This is a genomic window from Duganella sp. S19_KUP01_CR8, from assembly GCF_036688705.1.
GTDB lineage: Bacteria > Pseudomonadota > Gammaproteobacteria > Burkholderiales > Burkholderiaceae_D > Rugamonas.
Genome location: NZ_JAQQPR010000027.1, coordinates 40102 through 60588, shown reverse-complemented (window position 1 = coordinate 60588; position 20487 = coordinate 40102). Strand labels below are relative to the sequence as shown.

Here is a 20487-nt window from a genome sequence, read left to right as displayed (position 1 = left end):
ATGATGAGCGTGAGAATTTTTCTGAAAAATAATTTCAATTAGAATCGACAAATATTTTAATATGATTAAAATCAATCACTTACGTATAATTTACTAGGATGGTACTAGCCTATGCTTGGTTATCGATGCTGGACTTCGCTCTGCTGATCCCGTTCTACGTTACAGAAAATCCAATTCGCAATGCGATCTGCCAGCTCGTTGGGCTCCCACCTTAGCCTGCCCTTTAGGGCGCATTCCCAGACTGTCAGGACCCGCCAACCTGATTGCTGCAACGCCTCCGTATCCCGAAGGTCGCGCTGCCGGTTTTGGGAAATTTTGTTTTGCCAGAACTCTCGCCGTGCGACGGGAAGCTTGAATAAATAGCAGCCGTGCCCATGCCAGAAGCAGCCATGAACAAAGATGGCCACGCGATACTTCGGTAAGACGATGTCTGGGTGGCCGGCGAGCGATTTCACGTGAAGACGGAAACGGAAGCCGCGTGCGAAGAGGAGTTTTCGAAGAGTGAGTTCGGGGTGAGTGTTCTTGCTCCGGATCGCACGCATATTCTTACTGCGGCTCTCCGGGCTGTGAACGTCACTCATTGCTTACGCTGCTAGCCTGTTGCGATCACGAGGCTGTTGTGCAGCGCGTTGTTTTGCTTCGACGATGCGATCTTTCATGAGCTTTGCGACGGCAGCGAATACAGGTACCACGACGGAGTTACCGAACTGCTTATAGGATTGCGTGTCCGAAACAGGTATGCGGAATCCATACTCGCCAGGCGCATCGTAGCCCATGAGACGCGCACATTCACGAGGAGTTAGTCTTCGAGGGCGATTCTCAATGTTCTTCTTGTGTTCAAAATCGAGTTCAGGGTTGAAGCCGCGATCGATCAGAATTTCAGAGCCATCTTTGTAGTAGCGGGCGGACAGAGTTCGTGTGACCTCATGTGCCTTCACGAGCCCATAGCCGAAGCCGTTCCCTTTGGCCTTATGCTTGATCGAGTAGTTGAACAGGTATTGCCAAAGTTTCGGCGTGAGTATGTAGTTCGGCTCAACCTGCTTTTCCAGTATGTCACCCAAAGTTGGCTTCTTCTTTGGGTAGAGCTTAGCTACGTCCTTCAGCGTGAACCCATTATGAACATTGAGGTCCTTACGGAATCCGACGAGAACGATACGCTCTCGATGCTGCGGGACGAAGTGCTTACCGTCGATGATCTTGTAGTCTTCCGCACCAGTGCTCTCAGCATCCGCAACCCAGTAGCCGAGCTCGTCTAGCGCCTTCATGATCACGCGGAAGGTATTTCCTTTGTCGTGGCTCTTTAGATTTTTTACGTTCTCAAGTACGAAGGCGACCGGCCGTTTGGCTGCGATAATTCGTGCCACATCAAAGAAGAGTGTGCCCTGTGTATCGCACTCAAAACCATGTTTACGGCCGAGCGAATTTTTTTTCGAGACACCTGCGATCGAAAACGGCTGGCATGGGAATCCTGCTAGCAGCACATCATGATCGGGGACCTGCCCATCAATGAATCGATATGCCTCCTCCTCCGTGACGTCTGGGTTTGCACTTAAAGTGACTTCACGAATGTCCGAGTTGAACTTGTGATTCAGTGGGTCACTATAGTGATTGGCCTTGTAGGTGCGAACCGCGTAAGGGTTCCACTCGCTGGTGAAAACACATCGTCCTCCAGCCTCTTCAAAGCCCTTTCGGATGCCCCCGATTCCGGCGAAAAGATCAATAAAATCGAAATCGTACTTTTTGCCTTTAGGTGCCTTAGGGAGCAAATCTTGCAGATGGATGAACTCTGCTTGGCTGAGCCTTACATCATCCTTTCCCGCCACCCAGCGCTTCAGGGTTTCGCGTGTCCAAGTTCCAGGTGAGACCTCATTCAGATGCTCAGCAACTTGCTTGTGGTTATAGCTTTCAAGCGCCTGCGTCAGCAAGGCTAGCTCTTCACGAGTGGAAATCATGTCTTCTCTTTGTTTGGGTAAGCGCGAAATGGATGTAAGGCGGCCGTTTGTCCCGACTCATCGGAACGATGGCGCAGCCAGCGCATCATCACACATTATACTGTATGTTAAACCAGTATTGTCAGCGCGAGGTAGCGAATCTTGGTCACTCAAATTTAGTTGTGCTCTGCTGACAACTTTGTGCTGCATTAGCTTGTATCCCAATATAAATAAGGTTTGGGCTGGGAGTGCAGCATTTTGTTGCAAGTTGAAAGCCTCTTAGCAATGAACACTTCTAGTTCATGCGTTGATGGGCTGTGCATTTGCACCCGACGGAGCCTAAGGAGGTGGCTAAGTCGATAAAGAAGTATTTATGTTGACCAAATTTGTCAAAAAATATATAACTATAAGTCCACGTTTAAGGGATGCCGCGGTTTCTTTCGCGCCTGTCGACATAGCCGCATGTCTGGCAAGGGCAAGCTGCATTTTTGTCGCAATTTAAATAAATTTCTCGTTACAGCACCGATAGATAGAGAGAATTTAGGAGTGTTCAAATGACGTTAGACGGCTCTGGTGTGAAGAAAGACAGTGTCTTCCGGCCACGTGCGCGAATTATGAAAACGCTGGGTGAGGAACTTATTAGCAGCGATAGCGTTGCTCTTATTGAGTTAGTTAAGAACTCGTTTGATGCTGATGCAACTCATGTCCATATTCGTTTCATCGGCCCACTGCTGCGTGGCCGGGGGGCAATCGAGGTTTTTGACGATGGTACAGGTATGGACATCGATACTATTCGTCGGATCTGGATGGAACCAGCAACACCAAGCAAAAAGATTCTGCGCACTAGTCCCTCCGGGCGACGCGTACTTGGCGAAAAAGGAATTGGTCGTTTCGCTGCCGCGCGCTTAGCGACATATACGGAGCTTATTAGCAAGCGTTCGGGCGATCAATACGAGGCGCATGCTGAGGTTGACTGGTCTCAGTTTGATGATAATGAGAAATATTTGGATGAGGTCGAAATACTTACTGAAAATCGTGCGGTGTCTGACGCCTTAGGAAATTTTTTTAACGTAAAGGACGTTTCCGATACTAATGCGAAAAAAAACATACATGGTACTTGCCTGCGCATGAATGGGTTAAAAAATGATTGGTCTGAAGCAAATTTCCAAGACTTAAGACGAGCGCTGTCCCGGTTGATTTCACCATTTTCTGGTTTTAAAGATTTTTCAATAAAACTTGATGCATCGGATCAGTTTGAGAGATTCTCCGAAGATATAGGTCCACCCGAGGTGGTGAAGTTTCCTCACTATATTGTTTCGGGCGAGGTTGATTCGCTGGGTGAATATGCGATTAATTATTCTGTGGAGCGTAGCGGCACGCACGAGAAATTAGTCGGTAAATTGAAAAATTTCAACGGAACTTGGCTGTTAGGTGAGTCGAATACAGCGTTGAGTGGGCAGTCTGAACCAAAATGCGGGCCTTTAAAAATCGAACTCAGAGTTTGGGATCGTGATGATCTTGGAAATATAGTTCAAATCACAGGCGCTTCGATATCAAATATTCGGCGTGAGTTGGATTTGTACGCAGGCATCAATATTTACCGAGATGGATTTCGTGTATTACCATACGGTGAACCAAATAATGATTGGCTTCGCTTAGATATTCGTCGAGTTCAAAATCCATCGCTGAGGCTTTCTAACAATCAAATTCTTGGATATATTTCCATAGGTGCAAATGAAAATCCTGAGTTGAAAGATCAATCCAATCGTGAAGGTTTACGCGAAAGTGATGCCAAGCAGGATTTGATGCAAATTATGATCGCGGTGTTGTCGCATTTGGAAGCGATAAGGAAAAAATCAAGAAGAGAAGACTCAACTCCTGTTGGAAGGGACCAATCCGGGGGAGGACTTTTTGCCAAACCAGATTTATCAAGTTTTAGCGCGCACTTGAAGGAGTCACATCCGGCTGACGTCGAAACCCAGCAACTCATTAAACAAATCGAAGATAATTTTACGATTCAGTTGGATGAAATAAAGAAAACTGTTGCCCGTTATCATGGGCTGGTGACCCTTGGTCAGCTTATTGATATGCTCCTGCACCAAGGGCGTCAACCTCTGTCAAAAATCGTCGCCGAATCTACACTAGGTAAAGAGGATTTAGAGGACCACGGATTAGCTGAAAATCCGATACTTGCGAAGCTGCATGGCAGATTTGAAAAGATCCGCACGCAAAGTGCGGTTTTGGATGGAGTTTTCCATAGAGTCGAACCCTTTGGTGGTAGAAAACGAGGACGACCGGGGCAACTTTACCTTGAGAAAATTCTATCCGATGCAATTGATATTTTTGCCGATAAAATTGAAAAACTAGGAGTGGTTATATTTCGCCCTTCCACGAGTACCCTGGTCACAGTGGATCCGGCTGAACTGCAAGAAGTTTTTGTTAATTTAATCCAAAATAGCCTGTATTGGTTAGCTTCCGTGGAAAAAGAGAAAAGGAAGATTGCCGTGCAGATTACCCGGACCGAAGCGAGTGTTGTCGAAATTATCTTCGCAGATAGTGGGCCTGGAATTTCAGATGAATTCAAAGAAGTAATTTTTGATCCATATTTTTCTACGAGACCAGATGGAACAGGATTGGGCTTGGCAGTTTGCGGCGACATTATTCGGGACTATTATGGTGGATCCTTATCGCTGTTGGATACAAATAAATTGGGTGGTGCTGCATTTCAGATAATTTTACGAAAACGAGTTTAGGAGAAGATCTTAATGAATTGGAATGTTCTAATCGTTGATGATGAGCGAGATCAAGCGGAAACTACTAAAGCAATCGTTGCCAGTAAAAGGACCTTGGGTGATGGAAAAGAAATAAATGCGGTCATTGCAGATGGTTTTGATCAGGCGCTTAAATTAATAGAATACTCAAAATTCGACTTAATTATTTTAGACTTAAAGGATGAGGCGCACGATGGCGATGACCCAAATGCTGAGCTTAGCGGCGAAAGGGTTATGGAGCAGCTGCGGCAACGGCAGTTTACGCCAGTCGTCTTCTATACTGGTTTTGCGCAAAAAGTGGAGGATAAAAGTAGCGCTTTTGTAAAGGTTGTGCGAAAAGGCGATGATACTGAACGGTTACGAGAAGCGATTCGAGAGGTATTCTCCACAAATTTGCCACAGCTGATTCGTCATATTCAAGAGGAACAGCGGAAATTTCTGTGGGAGCATGTGGAGCAATCTTCGGGTGGGAATCATGGAGAGGCTGCACCGAATGAGCTGGCCTTTTTATTGGGGCGGCGATTGGCAAATGCGCTAGCCGGAAAGGCAATTCGCCGGTTCTTTAAGCCTGAGCACGATGAAAGTGAAACTATTCATCCGATTGAGCTGTATATTTGGCCGCCAATGGCGGACAGTGTAGGTTTTGGCGATATTCTTGAAAGGGATAGTGAGGAAGGAAAGAGGTATTTTGTTGTGCTAAATCCCGCATGCGATTTTTCTCAATGTAAAGCTGAAAAGGCGTTGCTTGCTGAGTGTGAGCTCTTGACGAGTACGACGGAATTCACAAACGCCGAGAATCATAGAAAGACAAGTACTGAGCCACTTCCAAAATCGATCACGAGCGCCTTGCGCAGCCTTTTAGCCGACAATCGTCAAGGGAAAAAAGTTCAACCCGATAGGTATAAATTTTTACCAGGGACTAGCTTCCTACCAGATTTGATTGTTGACTATCAGCATCTATTGCAAGTACCAGTCATGGAAATTCATACTGATGGAGGGTATCGCCGATTGGCAACTCTCGACACTCCATTTGCGGAATCAGTTCAAAGTAGATATGTCCGATATTACGGTCGAGTCGGCACCCCGGATTTGGAATGGGATGCATTGGTAAGTCAGCTTACGAAGTAGATTTTGATTCTTTTCTGCAATAAAAATGGCCCGTGAGGGCCATTTTTATCGTATATCGGTCATTCAGGTTTCAATTGAGTAGCCCACGGGATGCGGCACTACACGTCGATGTTACCAGCGCGCAGCGCGTTGTTTTCGATAAAGGCACGTCGTGGTTCAACGTCATCACCCATCAGCGTAGTGAAGATCTGATCCGCAGCAATCGCGTCCTCAATCTGCACCTTCAACAAACGGCGCACGGTCGGATCCATGGTGGTCTCCCACAGCTGATCCGGATTCATCTCACCCAGACCTTTGTAGCGCTGTTTGGACACCACACGTTCCGCCTCATCACGTAGCCACTGCATCGCCTGGTGGAAGTCCACCACGGCCGATTCCTTGGTGCGCTCGCCTTCGCCGCGGCGCACGTAGGCGCCTTCGCCGATCAGGCCCTTGAACGTGGCTGCCGCGCTGGCCAGTACGTTGTAGTCCGCGCCCTGCACGAAGTCCGCATCGATCGAGCTGACCTTGATGTTACCGTGATGCATACGCTCGATGCGCAGCGCGTGCTTCTCGGACAGCTCATCCGAAATCACCGTCACTTTGACCGCGATATCGTTGATCTCCGCCACCAGCGCGCGGGCCGACACATCAGCCAGTTCCTGCGTGCTCAGATCCAGCGTCACACCAGTCATGATGGCCGTCAGCGCCGCACGGTCGATCACGCGCGTCAGACGCGTCATGATGACGTTGGCCAGGTTGAACTGGCGCACCAGCTCGCCCAGCGGTTCGCCGACGATAGGATCGGCGCCTTCGCGCGGCATCAGCGCGGCGGTGTTCAGCGCCACGTTCATCATGTAGCTCGCTTCTTCCGCGTCATCCTTCAGGTAGCGCTCGTCGCGGCCGGCCTTGACCTTGTACAGCGGCGGTTGCGCGATGTAGATGTGGCCGCGCTCTACCAGCTGCGGCATCTGGCGATAGAACAGGGTCAGCAGCAGCGTGCGGATGTGGGCGCCGTCGACGTCCGCATCGGTCATGATGATGATGCGGTGGTAGCGCAGCTTCTCGACGTTGAATTCGTCCGGGCCGATCGACGTGCCCAGCGTGGCGATCAGCGTGGTGATCTGTTCCGACGACAGCATCTTCTCGAAGCGCGCCTTCTCCACGTTCAGCACCTTACCGCGCAGCGGTAAAATCGCCTGGAACTTGCGGTCGCGGCCCTGCTTGGCGGAGCCGCCTGCGGAGTCACCCTCGACGATGTACAGTTCGCACAGCGCCGGATCTTTTTCCTGGCAGTCGGCCAGCTTGGCCGACAGGCCCAGGCCGTCCATGATGCCTTTGCGGCGGGTCAGGTCGCGGGCCTTGCGGGCCGCTTCGCGCGCGCGCGCCGCTTCGACGATCTTGCCGCAGATGATCTTGGCGTCGTTCGGTTTTTCTTGCAGGTAGTCCGACAGCGTCTTGGCGACGATCTCTTCGACCGGGCCGCGCACTTCGGACGACACCAGCTTGTCCTTGGTCTGCGACGAGAACTTCGGCTCAGGCACTTTGACCGACAGCACGCAGGTCAGGCCTTCGCGCATGTCGTCGCCGGAGATTTCCACCTTGGCCTTCTTGGCGAATTCCTGCTCTTCGATGTACTTGTTGATGACGCGGGTCATCGCGGCGCGCAGGCCGGTCAGGTGGGTGCCGCCGTCGCGCTGCGGGATGTTGTTGGTGAAGCACAGCACCTGTTCGTTGTAGGCGTCGTTCCACTGCATCGACACGTCCACCGAGATGTTGGTGCCCTGGTCCGACAGGCGTTCGCCGGTGGCCTGGAACACGGTCGGGTGCAGCACGGTCTTGGCTTTGTTGATGTACTCGACGAAGCCGCGGGTGCCGCCTTCGAACGCGAAGATCTCTTCCTTGCCGTTGCGCTGGTCGGTCAGCTTGATGTTCACGCCGTTATTCAGGAACGACAGTTCGCGGATACGCTTGGCCAGGATCTCGTAGTGGAATTCGACGTGGGTGAAGATTTCCTCGTCGGCCCAGAAGTGCACGTCGGTGCCGCGCTTGTCGGTGTCGCCGATGACCTTGATCGGCGAGACGGCGAAGCCGTCCTTCTCCGCCAGTTCGCGGTTCTGCGGCACGCCACGGACGAACTCCATGTAGTGCACTTTGCCGTCGCGGCGGATGGTCAGCTTCAGCAGTTTCGACAGTGCGTTCACGCACGATACGCCCACGCCGTGCAGGCCGCCCGACACCTTGTACGAGTTCTGGTCGAACTTGCCGCCGGCGTGCAGTTCGGTCATGACGATCTCGGCGGCGGAGCGCTTAGGATCGTGCTTGTCGTCCATCTTCAGGCCGGTCGGCACGCCGCGGCCGTTGTCGGTGATCGAGATCGAGTTGTCCGAGTGGATGGTGACGTGGATTTCCGTGCAGTGGCCGGCCAGCGATTCGTCGATCGAGTTGTCCAGCACTTCGAACACCAGGTGGTGCAGGCCGGTGCCGTCCGAGGTGTCGCCGATGTACATGCCGGGTCGTTTGCGGACTGCTTCCAGACCTTCGAGGATCTGGATCGATGAGGCGCCGTATTCTTCGGTTTTGGCCGGTACTGGTACTGGATTCTCTTCTGGGATGGCGGACATGTGCTGCTTTCTCAATATGACGAATTACTGGGGACTGCGTCGTCCTCGCGAAAGCGGGGACCCATGCTGAGTATCCTATATCGCTCAGTATGGATTCCCGCTTTCGCGGGAATGACGGTGCTGCTGCTACGTTTTTATATGCGCATCGGCATGACGACGTACTTGAAGTCGGCATTGTCCGGGATCGAGATCAGCGCGGACGAGTTCGAATCGCCCAGCGCGACGTTGACCTGGTCGCACTTCAGGTTGTTCAACACGTCCAGCAGATAGGTCACGTTGAAGCCGATGTCGACGCTGTCGCCGCCGTAGTCGATTTCCAGTTCTTCCACGGCCTCTTCCTGGTCCGCGTTGGTCGAGCTGATCTTCATGCTGCCCGGCGTGATGATGCAGCGCACGCCTTTGAACTTGTCACTGGTCATGATGGCGGCGCGTTGCAGCGAACGCAGCAGCTCATCGCGGCCGATCGTGAATTCGTTCTTGTAGCCTTTCGGGATCACGCGCGTGTAGTCGGGGAACTTGCCCTCGACCAGCTTGGAGATCAGCTCGATGTCGGCAAAGGTCAGCTTGACCTGGTTGGCGGCGATGTCCAGCTGCACGGTCTCGTCGTTCTCTTCCAGCAGGCGCTGCAGTTCGATGATGGTCTTGCGCGGGATGATCACTTCCTGGCGCTCGAACGATTGCTCGGTCTCGACCTGGCAGAAGGCCAGGCGGTGGCCGTCGGTGGCCACGGCGATCACGTTCTTGCCGTCCAGGACCAGCAGCAGGCCGTTCAGGTAGTAGCGGATGTCCTGCTGGGCCATCGAGAAGTGCACCATGTTGAACAGGTGCTTCAGCGTTTTCTGCGGCAAGGTGACGGAGGCGCTGTAGCTGTCGGCCTGCTGCACGGTCGGGAATTCTTCGGCGGCCAGCGTCTGCAGTGCGAAGCGCGATTTGCCGGTTTGTACCGTCAGGCGCTTGTTCAGCAAGGTCATCGTCACGTCGCCCGATTCAGGCAGCGCGCGCAGGATGTCGAGCAGCTTGCGCGCGGCCACGGTGGTGCCGGTCACTTCGCTGCCGGAACCGATCTCGGCGTTGGTGGTGATCTGGACTTCGGTGTCGGTCGACAGGAAGGATACGCTCTCGCCCTCTTTGCGGATGAGGATATTGGCCAGAATCGGCATAGTGTGCCGACGCTCGACAATACCGCTCACGATCTGCAGTGGCCGGAGAAGGGTATCTCGGGTGGTTTTGACCAATTGCATAGATTATCCTCAATAGTAAAGATTAAACGATATTTTTATAACAATGTTGCCTTGTGAGCAGACGTGCTTTTTTGCCTAGATCATAAAGCCAAACCTACTGTCCGGCTAGCCTTTCAGCGTTTGCTCCAGCACGTGCAGCTCGTGGTTGCATTCCGGGTTCTTGGTGCGGTCCAGCGCGATCTTGCGTACGGCGTGTAGCACGGTCGTGTGGTCGCGGCCGCCGAACAGTTCGCCGATCTCCGGCAGACTCTTCTGCGTCAGCTCCTTGGCCAGGTACATCGCGATCTGGCGTGGCCGCGCGATGTTGGCAGGGCGACGCTTGGAGTACATGTCGGCTACCTTGATGTTGAAGAAGTCCGCCACCGTCTTCTGAATATTCTCTACAGAGATCTGGCGGTTCTGCACCGACAGCAAATCCTTCAGCGCTTCCTTCACGATGTCGATCGTGATGTCCTTGCCGTGGAAGCGCGAGTACGCCAGGATCTTGCGCAGCGCGCCTTCCAGCTCGCGCACGTTGGAGCGCAGGTGCTTCGCCACGAAGAAGGCGACGTCGTCCGAGAAGGTGACGCCTTCCTGCTTGGCTTTCTTGAGCAGAATCGCCACGCGCATTTCCAGCTCCGGCGGCTCGATCGCCACCGTCAGGCCGGAATCGAAGCGCGAAATCAGGCGATCGTCCATGCCGGTGATTTCCTTCGGATAGGTATCCGAGGTGATGATGATCTGCTTCTTGGCAGCGATCAGCGCTTCGAACGCATAGAAGAATTCTTCCTGCGTGCGGCTCTTGCCGCCGAAGAATTGAATATCATCGATCAGCAGCATGTCGAGCGAATGATAGTAGTGCTTGAAATCGTCGAAGCCCTTGCGCTGGTAAGCCGTCACCACGTCGCGCACGTACTGCTCGGCGTGGATGTAGCGGATCTTGGCGCCTGGCTGGTCGGCCATCACCTGGTTGCCGATCGCGTGGATCAAGTGGGTCTTACCCAGGCCGACGCCGCCGTAGAAGAACAGCGGGTTGTACGATACGCCCGGATTGTTGGCCACCTGGATCGCGGCGGCGCGCGCCAGCTGGTTGGCCTTACCGGTCACGAAGCTGTCGAAGGTCAGGTCGGTGTTGATGCGGCTCTGTTCGCGGCGCGGCGCGGCCGAAGCCGGCAACTCGGGCACCGACGGCACCGGGTCGGAGTTGCGCGCGTGGCCGTTCGGGTTGCCGTCGTTGTAGTCGGGCGCGGGCACCACGGTCGCCGGCTTTTTCGGTAGCGCCAGGCGCGGGTCGAGCACGAACTGCACCTCGGTCGGCGCTTCCCAATACTGGCAGGCCAGGGCCGTGATGCGGCTGGCGAACTGGGACTTCACCCAGTCCAGCTTGAACCGGTTGGGCGCGGCCACACGCAACTTGCCCGCCTCGTAGTCGAGGGGGATGAGCGGTTTTATCCACGCGCTGAATTGTTGCGGCGTCAGCTCCAGCTCCAGCTGGGCGGAGCAGGTCTGCCAGAAATTTTCCATGAATCTTTATCTATTCTTTACTGCTGATAAGGGTGTCGGCGAACCCGGGTTCGCCACACGTAACGCGCTATTCTACTCTCGCCGGCCCAAGTTATCCACAGGCACGACGCTTATTTTCGCACTTTAGGCGGCCCCCGAATGGCGGCCAGAGACCATCAGTTGTTGACAAGCGGGACCGAAATGCTGATAATTCAGGGTTCCCCGCCCGTATTCCTAGTTTATTCACATGAACGTCAATATGGAGTAAGCGTGGATTTAGCGGGCGATGAGATGGACCCAGCTTGTGCCGGTAGCGTTGGCATGGGTGCGCGAAGTGTCATTGGCACCAAAAACTGACGGGGCCACAACCCGATTTTGCATTTTTTTCTGCTTTTAGCGAGACCAACATGAAACGTACTTACCAACCTTCCGTTGTACGCCGTAAGCGTACCCACGGCTTCCGCGCTCGTATGGCTACCCGTGGTGGCCGCCAAGTGCTCAACGCACGTCGCGCCAAAGGCCGCAAGCGTCTGGCTGTATAAGCCAACTCTTGTTAGCTGATCGCGTGGAAAGCTGTATTTCAAGCGGCTCGACAGGCGAAGGTTCACACGACTTCGCGCGCGTTCGGCGTATCGTTAAAACGGATGAATTTTCATCCGTTTTTCGTTTGCGCCCTACCCAAAAAAGCGCGCACTTCGTGCTTTACACCCGTCTGAATGAATTGCCGCATGCGCGGCTGGGCGTCGTTGTGGCCAAGCGATTTGCGCCGCGCGCCGTCACGCGCAACACGATCAAACGCGTTACCCGCGAATTGTTCCGCCAGACCGGCCTGCCGGCGATCGACTGCCTGGTGCGCCTGGCCAAGCCGGTCAACAGCAAGGACGGACCGGCCACCACTGCCAAGCTGAAAGCGGCTTTGCGGGTGGAACTGGCACGTCTGTTCGCGCAGGCCAAGGTGGCCAAGCTGCCGAAACCGGCCTTGCCTTCGACGCCGCCGCCTCCACCTGTGGCATCATGAAAAAACTGCTACGCTTCCTGGTGCGCTTTTACCAGCTGGCCATCAGCCCGCTGATGGCGCCGAGCTGCCGGTTCCATCCGAGCTGCTCGAACTATGCGCTGGAAGCGCTGCAGGTGCACGGCGCCGCCAAGGGCAGCCTGCTGGCGGCCAAGCGCGTGTGCCGCTGCCATCCGTGGAATCCGGGCGGACACGATCCGGTACCCCCTGCGGACGGCAAAACGAATTCTTCTTCTACGACCGCTTGCGGTTGCAACCACTCCTGACAAATAGCCTAATGGATATCAATAAACGTACCATCCTGTGGATCGTGTTTGCCGTGTCGCTGGTAGTTCTTTGGAACAACTGGATGGTCTCGACAGGCAAACCTTCCATGTTTGCTCCCGCGCCGGCGCAGACCGCCAAGGCCCCGGAAGCGAAGAAATCCGATCTGCCGGCCGCCACCGCGACCGCCGCAGCAGGTGCTTCGGCATTGCCGGGCGCGCCCGCAGCGGCCGAGGCGTTCAAGAGTGAGCGCATCACCGTCACCACCGATCTGTTCCGTGTCGACGTCGACACCCTGGGCGGCACCATCAAGCGCCTGGAACTGCTGAAGTTCAAGGACGGCGTGGACGCCACCAAGAACGAAGTGCTGTTCGACGTCGACGCCGGTACCGGCAAGACCTATCTGGCCCAATCCGGCCTGATCGGCGCCGCCGGCCTGCCGAACCACCAGACCGGCTTCGTCGCCAAGCCTGGCCCGCGCATGCTGGGCGACGCCAACCAGGTGCAACTGGTGCTGGAAGCGGAATCGGCCGGCGTCAAGCTGACCAAGACCTACACCTTCAAGCGCGGCGACTACACGATCGACGTGCGCCACGACGTGACCAACGTCGGCGCCGCTCCGGTCAAGCCTGAGCTGTACCTGCAACTGGTCCACGACGGCAACAAGCCGGCCGGCGACTCCTACTTCAACAGCAGCTACACCGGCCCGACGCTGTACACCGCCGAAGACCACTACAAGAAGCTGAAGTTCGAAACGCTGGAAAAAGAAGCCGTTGAAGCCGCCAAGACCGGCAAGGATGCCGTGCAGGATCACCCGACCAAGGCCGACAACGGCTGGTTCGCGATCTCGCAGCACTTCTTCGTGTCCGCCTTCGTCCCGCAGGACAAGCTGGCGCGCACCATCTTCACCAAGAAAGTGACGACCAACCAGTACGCGATCGGCACCATCCAGCAACTGGGTACGCTGGCGCCGGGCGCCACCGTGACCAACGAGGCCAAGCTGTACTCGGGCCCGCAGGAGTCGAAGCTGCTGGAAAAAGTCAGCCCTGGCCTGGAACTGGTCAAGGACTACGGTTTCCTGACCATCATCGCCAAGCCTATCTTCTGGGTCATGGACCAAATCCACCAGGTGCTGGGCAACTGGGGCTGGACCATCATCGCCTTCACCATCCTGATCAAGCTGGCGTTCTTCCCGCTGTCGGCTGCCGGTTACCGCAGCATGGCCAAGGTCAAGCTGGTCACGCCGAAGATGCAGGCGATCCGCGAGCGCTACAAAGGCGATCCGGCCAAGATGAACCAGGCCACCATGGAGTTGTACAAGACCGAGAAGATCAATCCGCTGGGCGGCTGCCTGCCTATCCTGGTGCAGATGCCGGTCTTCATCGCCCTGTACTGGGTGCTGCAAGCGTCGGTGGAGATTCGCGGCGCGCCGTGGGTCGGCTGGATCACCAACCTGGCCGCGCCGGATCCTTGGTACATCCTGCCAGTGCTGTACGCGATCTCGATGTACATCACCACCAAGCTGAACCCGGCTCCTGCCGATCCGATGCAAGCGAAGATGATGCTGTTCATGCCGCTGGCGTTCTCGGTCATGTTCTTCTTCTTCCCGTCCGGCCTGGTGCTGTACTGGGTCGTGAACAACGTGCTGTCGATCGGTCAGCAGTACGTGATCTCGAAGAAGTTCGCGCCGCCAGCGGCCGCCAACTCCTGATAGCCAGATAAATGCTGTTGCAGAAAAGCCCGTGTTAATCGCGGGCTTTTTTTTACTTTACAATTCCCCTATGAATATCGACTCTTCCCCCATCGCCGCCATCGCCACCGCACCGGGCCGCGGCGGCATCGGCGTGGTACGCGCCTCCGGCAAGAACCTCAAGCCGCTGATTACCGCGCTGTTCGGCGCCACCGCCTTGCAGCCGCGCCACGCCACCTACATCCCGTTCAAGCAGGCCGACGGCGCCCTGATCGACCAGGGCATCGCCATCTGGTTCAAAGGGCCGCACTCCTACACCGGGGAAGACGTGCTGGAACTGCAGGGCCACGGCGGCCCCATCGTGCTGCAACTGCTGCTGGCGCGGGTGCTGGAGGCGGGTGCCGAACTGGGTCTGCGATTGGCCGAGCCGGGCGAATTCACCCGCCGCGCCTACCTCAACGACAAGCTCGACCTGGCGCAGGCCGAGGCGGTGGCCGATTTGATCGATGCCTCCACCGAAGCGGCGGCCAAGTCGGCGTCGCAATCGTTGTCGGGCGCGTTCTCGAAGACGGTCAACGCGCTGGTGGATGGCGTGACCGGCCTGCGCATGCTGGTCGAAGCCACGCTGGACTTCCCGGAAGAGGAAATCGACTTCCTGGAAAAATCCGACGCGCGCGGCCAGCTGGCCGGCATCGTCGCTGCGCTGGAGCAGGTGTTCAAGCAGGCGTCGCAAGGCGCGCTGCTGCGCGAGGGCTTGAACGTGGTGCTGGTCGGCCAGCCCAACGTTGGCAAGTCTTCGCTGCTGAACGCGCTGGCGGGCACGGACGTGGCCATCGTCACGCCGATCGCCGGCACCACGCGCGACAAAGTCACCGAGACGATCCAGATTGAAGGTATCCCTCTAAACATCATCGACACCGCCGGCATCCGCGCGATCGACGATGGCGTGGACGTGGTCGAGCGCATCGGCATCGAGCGCACCTGGGGCGAGGTCGGCAAGGCCGACGTCATCCTGCACCTGCTGGACGCCGACCACGGCCCGTCGCGCGCGGACGACGGCATCGTCGCCGCCTTCCCGCCGGGCGTGCCGGTGCTGCGCATCTGGAACAAGATCGATTTGTCGGGCCACAAGCCGGGCGTCGATCCGATGGAGGATGCCACGCACGTGTATCTGTCGGCGCACGAGCATATCGGCATTGATTTGCTGCGCGCCGAGCTGCTGCGCATCGCCGGCTGGCAGCAGACTGGCGAATCGCTGTACCTGGCGCGCGAACGCCACCTGATCGCGCTGAAGAACGCCGGCGCCCATCTGGAGCGCGCAGGCGAACACGCGGCGCAGAACGATCAGTCGCTGGACTTGTTCGCGGAAGAGCTGCGGCTGGCGCAAGTGCAGCTGTCGAGCATCACCGGCGCTTTCTCGTCGGATGATTTGCTGGGTGTGATCTTCTCCCGTTTCTGCATCGGAAAATAAGGAAGCCCCATGATCCTCTACCATAGCATCGCCGCACGTTCCTTCCGTCCGCTGTGGATGCTGGAGGAATTGGGGCTGACATATGAGTTGCGCATGATGGCTTTCCCGCCGCGCGTGCACGACAAGTCCTACCTCGACATCAATCCCTGCGGCACTGTGCCGACCTTCTTCGATGGCGACATGCGGATGACGGAATCGGCGGCGATCTGCCAGTATTTGGCCGAGCGCCATCCGGCGGCCAGACTAAACGTCGCGCTGGATGAAACGGACTACGGCGCGTGGTTGAACTACCTGCACTTCGGTGAAGCCACGCTGACCTTCCCGCAAACGCTGGTGCTGCGTTACAGCCGCTTCGAATCGCAGGAGCGCTTGCAGCCGCAGGTGGTGGAGGATTATTCGCGCTGGTTCTTATCGCGCCTGAAAACACTGACGCCGCGTCTGGAGCAAAACGAATTCCTGTGCGCCGGCCGCTTCACGGCGGCCGACGTCTCGGTCGGCTACGCGCTGCTGTTGGCCGAGCAACTGGGATTACACACGTCCTTTACGCCAGCCGTCGCCGCCTACTGGCAGCGGTTGCGCCAGCGTCCCGCCTTCCTGCGCGCGAAGGCCGCCGAGCAGGCCGCCGCGTTGGCTCAGGGCGTGTCGTCGCGGCCCGCAACAGAACTGCCAACCTAGGCGCTTTGGTTGTTGTTGTGGATTGCAGTCCAGGATCATTGGAGTATAGTGTTCTAAACATGTCATTGTTCCCTTGATGAATATTTCTCTCAAAAGACCTGCCGATTTGCCTGACTTCGACGCTCCTCCGCTCGATGAGGTAGTTCTTGGTGTTCAATTTGACTCCCTTGTTGGCTATCAGCAGATAAAGTGCGGAGAAGTCTGGGCGCTGTATCGTGACAGATATCCTCGCGTTGAGGAGCGCTCACCGTTACCTCCTTCGTTTGAAATATTCGGAGGACATGCGCCCATCAACTCCATGAATCAGCTGAACTTGATCGATGGCCCGCTGCATGATCGATTTTGGTTTTTGGATCCAGCAGGGAGTCAACTGATTCAATTTCAGCCAGACCGGCTTCTGCACAATTGGCGCAACGTCGAAGGTTCCGGTATCTATCCCCACTTCGAAGCAATGGCCACTGCCTACAACAACGAACTTTCTCTTCTTGAGGAATATGCGGGCAAGCTTGAAAAGCAGGCGCTCGTCGTCAATCAATGCGAAATTTCGTACATCAATAAGATCGCTATCGAATCGGATGCTGAACGAGCGCTCGCGAAGTGGTTCACACTTTGGGCTGGAAGCACGGCGGAACCAGAGAGCGTAGGCATTAGCCTGCGATATGTTCTCACGAGAGACAATGGATCGCCTTACGCAAGAATGTTTATCGACTGCGGCTCCGGGGTTGATACCAAGGGCAGGCCAACATTCGGACTGACCATCTCGATTCGGGGAACGCCGCTGGAGCCTACCGTGGCATCCGCAATGGACTTTATGATTTGTGGTCGCAGCGCAATCGTAAAAAAATTCCGAGAAATTACTACTCCATATGCGCATGAGAAATGGGGAATAAAAAATGTCTAACTCAACATTTTCCGGAGCTGTGACACGCCACGAGCGGGCCCAGACCGTTGACCGAGCGATTAGCATGACCGCATCCAGTTCGTCATTAATGGATGCGGTCCTTGCCAAACTTACTGCGCTGCGACGGCTAACGTATGGTTGGGATGGCTACAGAGGTATGGCGGTCTCTTACGAGAATGCCTATTTTGCGGCGCAGCTTCTATCGCAGATATGTGGAGCGAACACTCCAACACCGGCAATTGTCCCTGGATCTGCCGGGGACCTTCAGATTGAATGGCATACTGTGCATGGAGATCTGGAACTGCACATTGTGAAGCCGTATGACGTCCGCGCATTTGTCAGCTTTACTGACTATGAGAATGACGAGGAGTTGTCGCTTACTAGGGATTTCTCTCAAGTGGCAAAGTGGTTGCTTGTGATCACCGAGGGCGCAGGTGTTATCCCTGCCGCCGCGTGACGCAGATGGAAACGTAACACCGCACGATCACGACGGAATACACGATACCGACGGCATTTTGCGGAAGGTTACGGAACATCATCTGGTCCCGGATGGGAAGGGGGGACGTCGGCTTTCTTCTCTACTGCTGAAAATTAGTTCTCCAACCACCGGTATCTCTGTGGACCTTGAGCAGTTGATACTGGATGATGGACTTGATCCACAAGTCCAGATCATGCTTCCCCCGCCTGCGGCGATCGGCGCAGTCCGATTTATCGCACGAGACTTTCGACAAGAAACACTCATGATAGGGTTTGATCCTATCTACGATGATCCGATTCGCGTGAACCCTTATCACGGCCAAATCTGGGGTGACATGACTCAAGGGAAAATCAAGCGCCTGTTACGGCAGGCGCAATGGTTCGTTGAAATTTCAGACGTCATGATTCCGAGGTAGGGGCGAGATCCTTTTCCTGTTCACGTGCCTCGTCGCGCAGGAAGTCCGAGAACCACGTCAACGCCTCCTGCTCCGTACGGGTAGGGCGCCAGCACATGTAGTAGGCGCCCTGTGTGGACAGCGTCTGGCTGAATGGGCTGACCAAGGTGCCGCGCCGCAGGTCGTCGCGGATCAGCGCCATGCGGCCCAGCGCGATGCCCTGGCCGTTCAGCGCCGCCTGCATCAGCGCGTTGCTGTCGTCGATCAGCGGCCCGCGCAGCGCCAGCGATGGCGCCAAACCCGCCTGCTCGAACCAGCGTTCCCAATCGTCGCAGCTGTCCTCGTGCAGCAGCGTGTAATGCGCCAGATCGGACGGCTCCAACAACGGCGGGCCGTCCTTCAACATCGCAGGTGAACACACCGGCAGCAGCTCGGTGCCGAACAGGCGTTCGCACTCCACGCCCGGCCACTTGCCATCCCCCCAGCGTATCGCCAGGTCGATGCTGTCGCGTCCCAGGTCCGTATGCATCACCGTGTGCACCAGCCGCACTTCAAGCTGACTATGCGCCGCCAGAAAACGGTCCAGCCTATGCACCAGCCAGCGCGAGCTGAAGGCCGGCGTCACAGCCACCGTCAACCGCTTGCGCGCGCGTCCCTCGCCCTGCGCCAACTGCGCCAGCACACGGTCGATGCGGCCAAAGGCATCGACCAGGCTGCGTTGCAAAATCGCCCCCTCGCCGGTCAGCGTGATGGCCCGCGTCATGCGCTTGAACAGTTTGATTTGCAGCGCGTCTTCCAGCGTCTTGATCTGGTGGCTGACCGCCGCCTGCGAGATGCACAGCTCATCGGCGGCACGGGTAAAACTCATGTGCCGCGCCGTGACTTCAAACGTTTTCAACTGCCTCAACAGACTGGAAGAATGAACCAAGACGTTCCCCATGCATGAATTTTTCTAATGTATCGCATGCATACTGATCATTTGTCAATGTTATTTCGCTCCTACAAGATGGGGTATCCACCCTCGATCAACAGGAAATGACATGGAACCTGGCAAGCCCTTCATCCACCCCTACATCCCCAACTCGGTCCCCGCCGTGCGCGACGCCATGTTGCGCGCCGTGGGCGCCACCAGCACTGAAGACTTCTTTGCCGACATCCCCGCCGCCCTGCGCATGCAGGCGCCGCTGGCGATCGCCGCGCCGCACCTGTCGGAGGCGCGCCTCAAGCGCCACGTGGACGGCCTGCTGCGCAAGAACAGCCACTGCGCCGGGCAGCTCAGCTTCCTGGGCGGCGGCTGCTACCAGCACCACGTGCCGGCCGTCTGCGATGAGATCAACGGCCGCAGCGAGTTCGCCACCGCCTATGCCGGTGAACCGTATGACGACCATGGCCGTTTCCAGGCGCTGTTCGAATACTGCAGCATGATGGGCGCGCTGCTGGAGATGGACGTGGTCAACGTGCCGGTGTACGACGGCATGCAGGCCGCCGCCACCGCCGTGCGCATGGCGGGCCGCCACACCGGCCGCCGCCGCGTCGTCGTGGCCGGCCATATCAATCCGGACAAGCTGTCCGTGATGCAGACCTACGGCCGCGCCGACCTCGATTTCGTCAGCGCGCCGTTCGATCCGAAAACCGGCCTGCTCGACCTGGCCACGGTGAAGCAACTGCTCGATCAGGACACCGCCGCGCTGTACGTCGATATCCCATCCTTCCTCGGTACCATCGACGACGGCGCCGCGCTGGCCGCCGCCGCGCATGCGGTGGGTGCGCTGCTGGTGGTCGGCGTCGATCCGGTCTCGCTGGGTGTGCTGGCGCCGCCGTCCAACTACGGCGCCGACATCGTCTGCGGCGACATTCAGCCATTGGGCATGCACATGAACTACGGCGGCGGCCAGGGTGGTTTCATCGCCAGCCACGACGATCCCGCCATCGTCATGCAGTATCCATCGCGGCTGTTCGGCATCGTGCCGACCAGCGTGCCGGGCGAGTACGGCTTCGGCGACGTTGCCTACAGCCGCACCTCGTTCGACAAGCGCGAGAACGGTAACGAATTCGTCGGCACCGCCGCCGCGCTGTGGGGCATCACGGCCGGCGTCTATCTCGCGCTAATGGGGCCACAAGGCATGACCGAACTGGCCACCGGAATCGCCCAGCGCACCGCCTACGCCAGGCAGCGCATGGCGCGCCTGCCCGGCGTGCGCATCACGCACGAGGGCAGCTGCCACTTCCGCGAGTTCGTCGTCAACTTCGACGGCACCGGCCTGCCGGTGGCCGCCGTCAACGCCGCCTTGCTGCAGCAGGGCGTGTTCGGCGGCCATGACCTGAGCGCCGCCTTCCCCGCGCTGGGCCAGTCGGCCCTGTACGCCTTTTCCGAAGTCCACGCGCAGGAAGACATCGACCTGCTGTGCGCAACGCTAGAGAAAGTCCTCAACCAATGAACGCC

General features: G+C 56.7%; 18 protein-coding genes. 12 read left to right on the top strand and 6 right to left on the bottom strand.

Translation table 11 applies throughout. From position 1 onward, the window contains the following. Positions 1 to 119 precede the first annotated feature (119 nt). Both V6M89_RS23635 and dcm read right to left on the bottom strand, forming a co-directional pair. Complete coding sequence (locus tag V6M89_RS23635) at positions 120 to 581, bottom strand: very short patch repair endonuclease (RefSeq protein ID WP_332855486.1); 462 nt, start codon at positions 579 to 581, stop codon at positions 120 to 122. Between the two features lie 3 nt (positions 582 to 584). Beyond that, the gene (gene dcm / locus V6M89_RS23630) at positions 585 to 1952 is read right to left on the bottom strand and encodes a DNA (cytosine-5-)-methyltransferase (protein WP_332855485.1); all 1368 of its coding nucleotides are present in this window, start codon (positions 1950 to 1952) and stop codon (positions 585 to 587) included. A 533-nt stretch (positions 1953 to 2485) separates the two neighbouring features. Here dcm and V6M89_RS23625 point away from each other — a divergent pair. Further along, positions 2486 to 4684 carry a sensor histidine kinase gene (locus V6M89_RS23625; RefSeq protein WP_332855484.1) on the top strand — a complete coding sequence of 733 codons (2199 nt, stop codon included), beginning with the start codon at positions 2486 to 2488 and terminating at the stop codon, positions 4682 to 4684. 12 nt (positions 4685 to 4696) lie between these two features. Continuing rightward, positions 4697 to 5830 carry a response regulator gene (locus V6M89_RS23620; protein WP_332855483.1) on the top strand — a complete coding sequence of 378 codons (1134 nt, stop codon included), beginning with the start codon at positions 4697 to 4699 and terminating at the stop codon, positions 5828 to 5830. 98 nt (positions 5831 to 5928) lie between these two features. Here V6M89_RS23620 and gyrB read toward each other — a convergent pair whose 3' ends face one another. The 3 genes from gyrB to dnaA form a co-directional block, all read right to left on the bottom strand. Next, positions 5929 to 8433 (bottom strand): DNA topoisomerase (ATP-hydrolyzing) subunit B, encoded by a 2505-nt coding sequence (gene gyrB / locus V6M89_RS23615; RefSeq protein ID WP_332855482.1) that lies wholly within the window; start codon positions 8431 to 8433, stop codon positions 5929 to 5931. Between the two features lie 134 nt (positions 8434 to 8567). Beyond that, entirely contained in the window at positions 8568 to 9674 is a 1107-nt protein-coding gene (gene dnaN, locus V6M89_RS23610) for a DNA polymerase III subunit beta (RefSeq protein WP_008453129.1), read from the bottom strand. A gap of 105 nt (positions 9675 to 9779) precedes the next feature. After that, the gene (gene dnaA / locus V6M89_RS23605) at positions 9780 to 11177 is read right to left on the bottom strand and encodes a chromosomal replication initiator protein DnaA (RefSeq protein WP_332855481.1); all 1398 of its coding nucleotides are present in this window, start codon (positions 11175 to 11177) and stop codon (positions 9780 to 9782) included. A gap of 386 nt (positions 11178 to 11563) precedes the next feature. On the opposite strand from dnaA, the gene rpmH reads away from it, so the two are divergent. The 9 genes from rpmH to V6M89_RS23560 all read left to right on the top strand — a co-directional run bounded on the left by rpmH (position 11564) and on the right by V6M89_RS23560 (position 18065). Further along, on the top strand, positions 11564 to 11698 hold the full coding sequence (rpmH, locus tag V6M89_RS23600; RefSeq protein WP_040378179.1) for a 50S ribosomal protein L34: 135 nt from the start codon (positions 11564 to 11566) through the stop codon (positions 11696 to 11698). 35 nt (positions 11699 to 11733) lie between these two features. Beyond that, positions 11734 to 12174 (top strand): ribonuclease P protein component, encoded by a 441-nt coding sequence (gene rnpA / locus V6M89_RS23595; RefSeq protein ID WP_116994020.1) that lies wholly within the window; start codon positions 11734 to 11736, stop codon positions 12172 to 12174. Beyond that, the gene (gene yidD, locus V6M89_RS23590) at positions 12171 to 12437 is read left to right on the top strand and encodes a membrane protein insertion efficiency factor YidD (protein WP_332855480.1); all 267 of its coding nucleotides are present in this window, start codon (positions 12171 to 12173) and stop codon (positions 12435 to 12437) included. Before rnpA ends, yidD begins: the two co-directional genes overlap by 4 nt. Positions 12438 to 12448: 11 nt before the next feature. Then, on the top strand, positions 12449 to 14146 hold the full coding sequence (gene yidC / locus V6M89_RS23585) for a membrane protein insertase YidC (RefSeq protein ID WP_332855479.1): 1698 nt from the start codon (positions 12449 to 12451) through the stop codon (positions 14144 to 14146). A gap of 70 nt (positions 14147 to 14216) precedes the next feature. After that, a complete protein-coding gene (mnmE, locus tag V6M89_RS23580; RefSeq protein ID WP_332855478.1) occupies positions 14217 to 15596 on the top strand; it encodes a tRNA uridine-5-carboxymethylaminomethyl(34) synthesis GTPase MnmE in 1380 nt (459 codons plus the stop codon). Positions 15597 to 15605: 9 nt separating this feature from the next. After that, positions 15606 to 16271 (top strand): glutathione S-transferase family protein, encoded by a 666-nt coding sequence (locus V6M89_RS23575; RefSeq protein WP_332855477.1) that lies wholly within the window; start codon positions 15606 to 15608, stop codon positions 16269 to 16271. A gap of 76 nt (positions 16272 to 16347) precedes the next feature. Continuing rightward, positions 16348 to 17172, top strand: coding sequence for a TIGR04255 family protein (locus tag V6M89_RS23570; RefSeq protein WP_332855476.1), 825 nt, complete (start codon positions 16348 to 16350; stop codon positions 17170 to 17172). 64 nt (positions 17173 to 17236) lie between these two features. Continuing rightward, entirely contained in the window at positions 17237 to 17629 is a 393-nt protein-coding gene (locus V6M89_RS23565) for a hypothetical protein (protein WP_332855475.1), read from the top strand. Continuing rightward, the gene (locus V6M89_RS23560; protein WP_332855474.1) at positions 17607 to 18065 is read left to right on the top strand and encodes a hypothetical protein; all 459 of its coding nucleotides are present in this window, start codon (positions 17607 to 17609) and stop codon (positions 18063 to 18065) included. The genes V6M89_RS23565 and V6M89_RS23560 overlap by 23 nt, the downstream gene beginning before the upstream one ends. Here V6M89_RS23560 and gcvA read toward each other — a convergent pair. After that, positions 18049 to 18984 carry a transcriptional regulator GcvA gene (gene gcvA / locus V6M89_RS23555; protein ID WP_332855473.1) on the bottom strand — a complete coding sequence of 312 codons (936 nt, stop codon included), beginning with the start codon at positions 18982 to 18984 and terminating at the stop codon, positions 18049 to 18051. The genes V6M89_RS23560 and gcvA overlap by 17 nt on opposite strands. 100 nt (positions 18985 to 19084) lie before the next feature. On the opposite strand from gcvA, the gene gcvPA reads away from it, so the two are divergent. After that, positions 19085 to 20482: an aminomethyl-transferring glycine dehydrogenase subunit GcvPA gene (gcvPA, locus tag V6M89_RS23550; RefSeq protein WP_332855472.1), complete on the top strand. Its 1398-nt coding sequence runs from the start codon at positions 19085 to 19087 to the stop codon at positions 20480 to 20482. Positions 20483 to 20487 lie beyond the last annotated feature (5 nt).

What these genes read in the sequence shown, in the direction of transcription:
- dcm (WP_332855485.1), bottom strand. Translation starts at nt 1,952, where the DNA reads ATGATTTCCACTCGTGAAGAGCTAGCCTTGCTGACGCAGGCGCTTGAA.
- V6M89_RS23620 (WP_332855483.1), top strand. Translation starts at nt 4,697, where the DNA reads ATGAATTGGAATGTTCTAATCGTTGATGATGAGCGAGATCAAGCGGAA.
- yidD (WP_332855480.1), top strand. Translation starts at nt 12,171, where the DNA reads ATGAAAAAACTGCTACGCTTCCTGGTGCGCTTTTACCAGCTGGCCATC.
- dnaA (WP_332855481.1), bottom strand. Translation starts at nt 11,177, where the DNA reads ATGGAAAATTTCTGGCAGACCTGCTCCGCCCAGCTGGAGCTGGAGCTG.
- V6M89_RS23635 (WP_332855486.1), bottom strand. Translation starts at nt 581, where the DNA reads ATGAGTGACGTTCACAGCCCGGAGAGCCGCAGTAAGAATATGCGTGCG.
- V6M89_RS23565 (WP_332855475.1), top strand. Translation starts at nt 17,237, where the DNA reads ATGACCGCATCCAGTTCGTCATTAATGGATGCGGTCCTTGCCAAACTT.
- gcvPA (WP_332855472.1), top strand. Translation starts at nt 19,085, where the DNA reads ATGGAACCTGGCAAGCCCTTCATCCACCCCTACATCCCCAACTCGGTC.
- V6M89_RS23625 (WP_332855484.1), top strand. Translation starts at nt 2,486, where the DNA reads ATGACGTTAGACGGCTCTGGTGTGAAGAAAGACAGTGTCTTCCGGCCA.
- dnaN (WP_008453129.1), bottom strand. Translation starts at nt 9,674, where the DNA reads ATGCAATTGGTCAAAACCACCCGAGATACCCTTCTCCGGCCACTGCAG.
- yidC (WP_332855479.1), top strand. Translation starts at nt 12,449, where the DNA reads ATGGATATCAATAAACGTACCATCCTGTGGATCGTGTTTGCCGTGTCG.
- gyrB (WP_332855482.1), bottom strand. Translation starts at nt 8,433, where the DNA reads ATGTCCGCCATCCCAGAAGAGAATCCAGTACCAGTACCGGCCAAAACC.
- V6M89_RS23575 (WP_332855477.1), top strand. Translation starts at nt 15,606, where the DNA reads ATGATCCTCTACCATAGCATCGCCGCACGTTCCTTCCGTCCGCTGTGG.
- rpmH (WP_040378179.1), top strand. Translation starts at nt 11,564, where the DNA reads ATGAAACGTACTTACCAACCTTCCGTTGTACGCCGTAAGCGTACCCAC.
- gcvA (WP_332855473.1), bottom strand. Translation starts at nt 18,984, where the DNA reads ATGGGGAACGTCTTGGTTCATTCTTCCAGTCTGTTGAGGCAGTTGAAA.
- mnmE (WP_332855478.1), top strand. Translation starts at nt 14,217, where the DNA reads ATGAATATCGACTCTTCCCCCATCGCCGCCATCGCCACCGCACCGGGC.
- V6M89_RS23570 (WP_332855476.1), top strand. Translation starts at nt 16,348, where the DNA reads ATGAATATTTCTCTCAAAAGACCTGCCGATTTGCCTGACTTCGACGCT.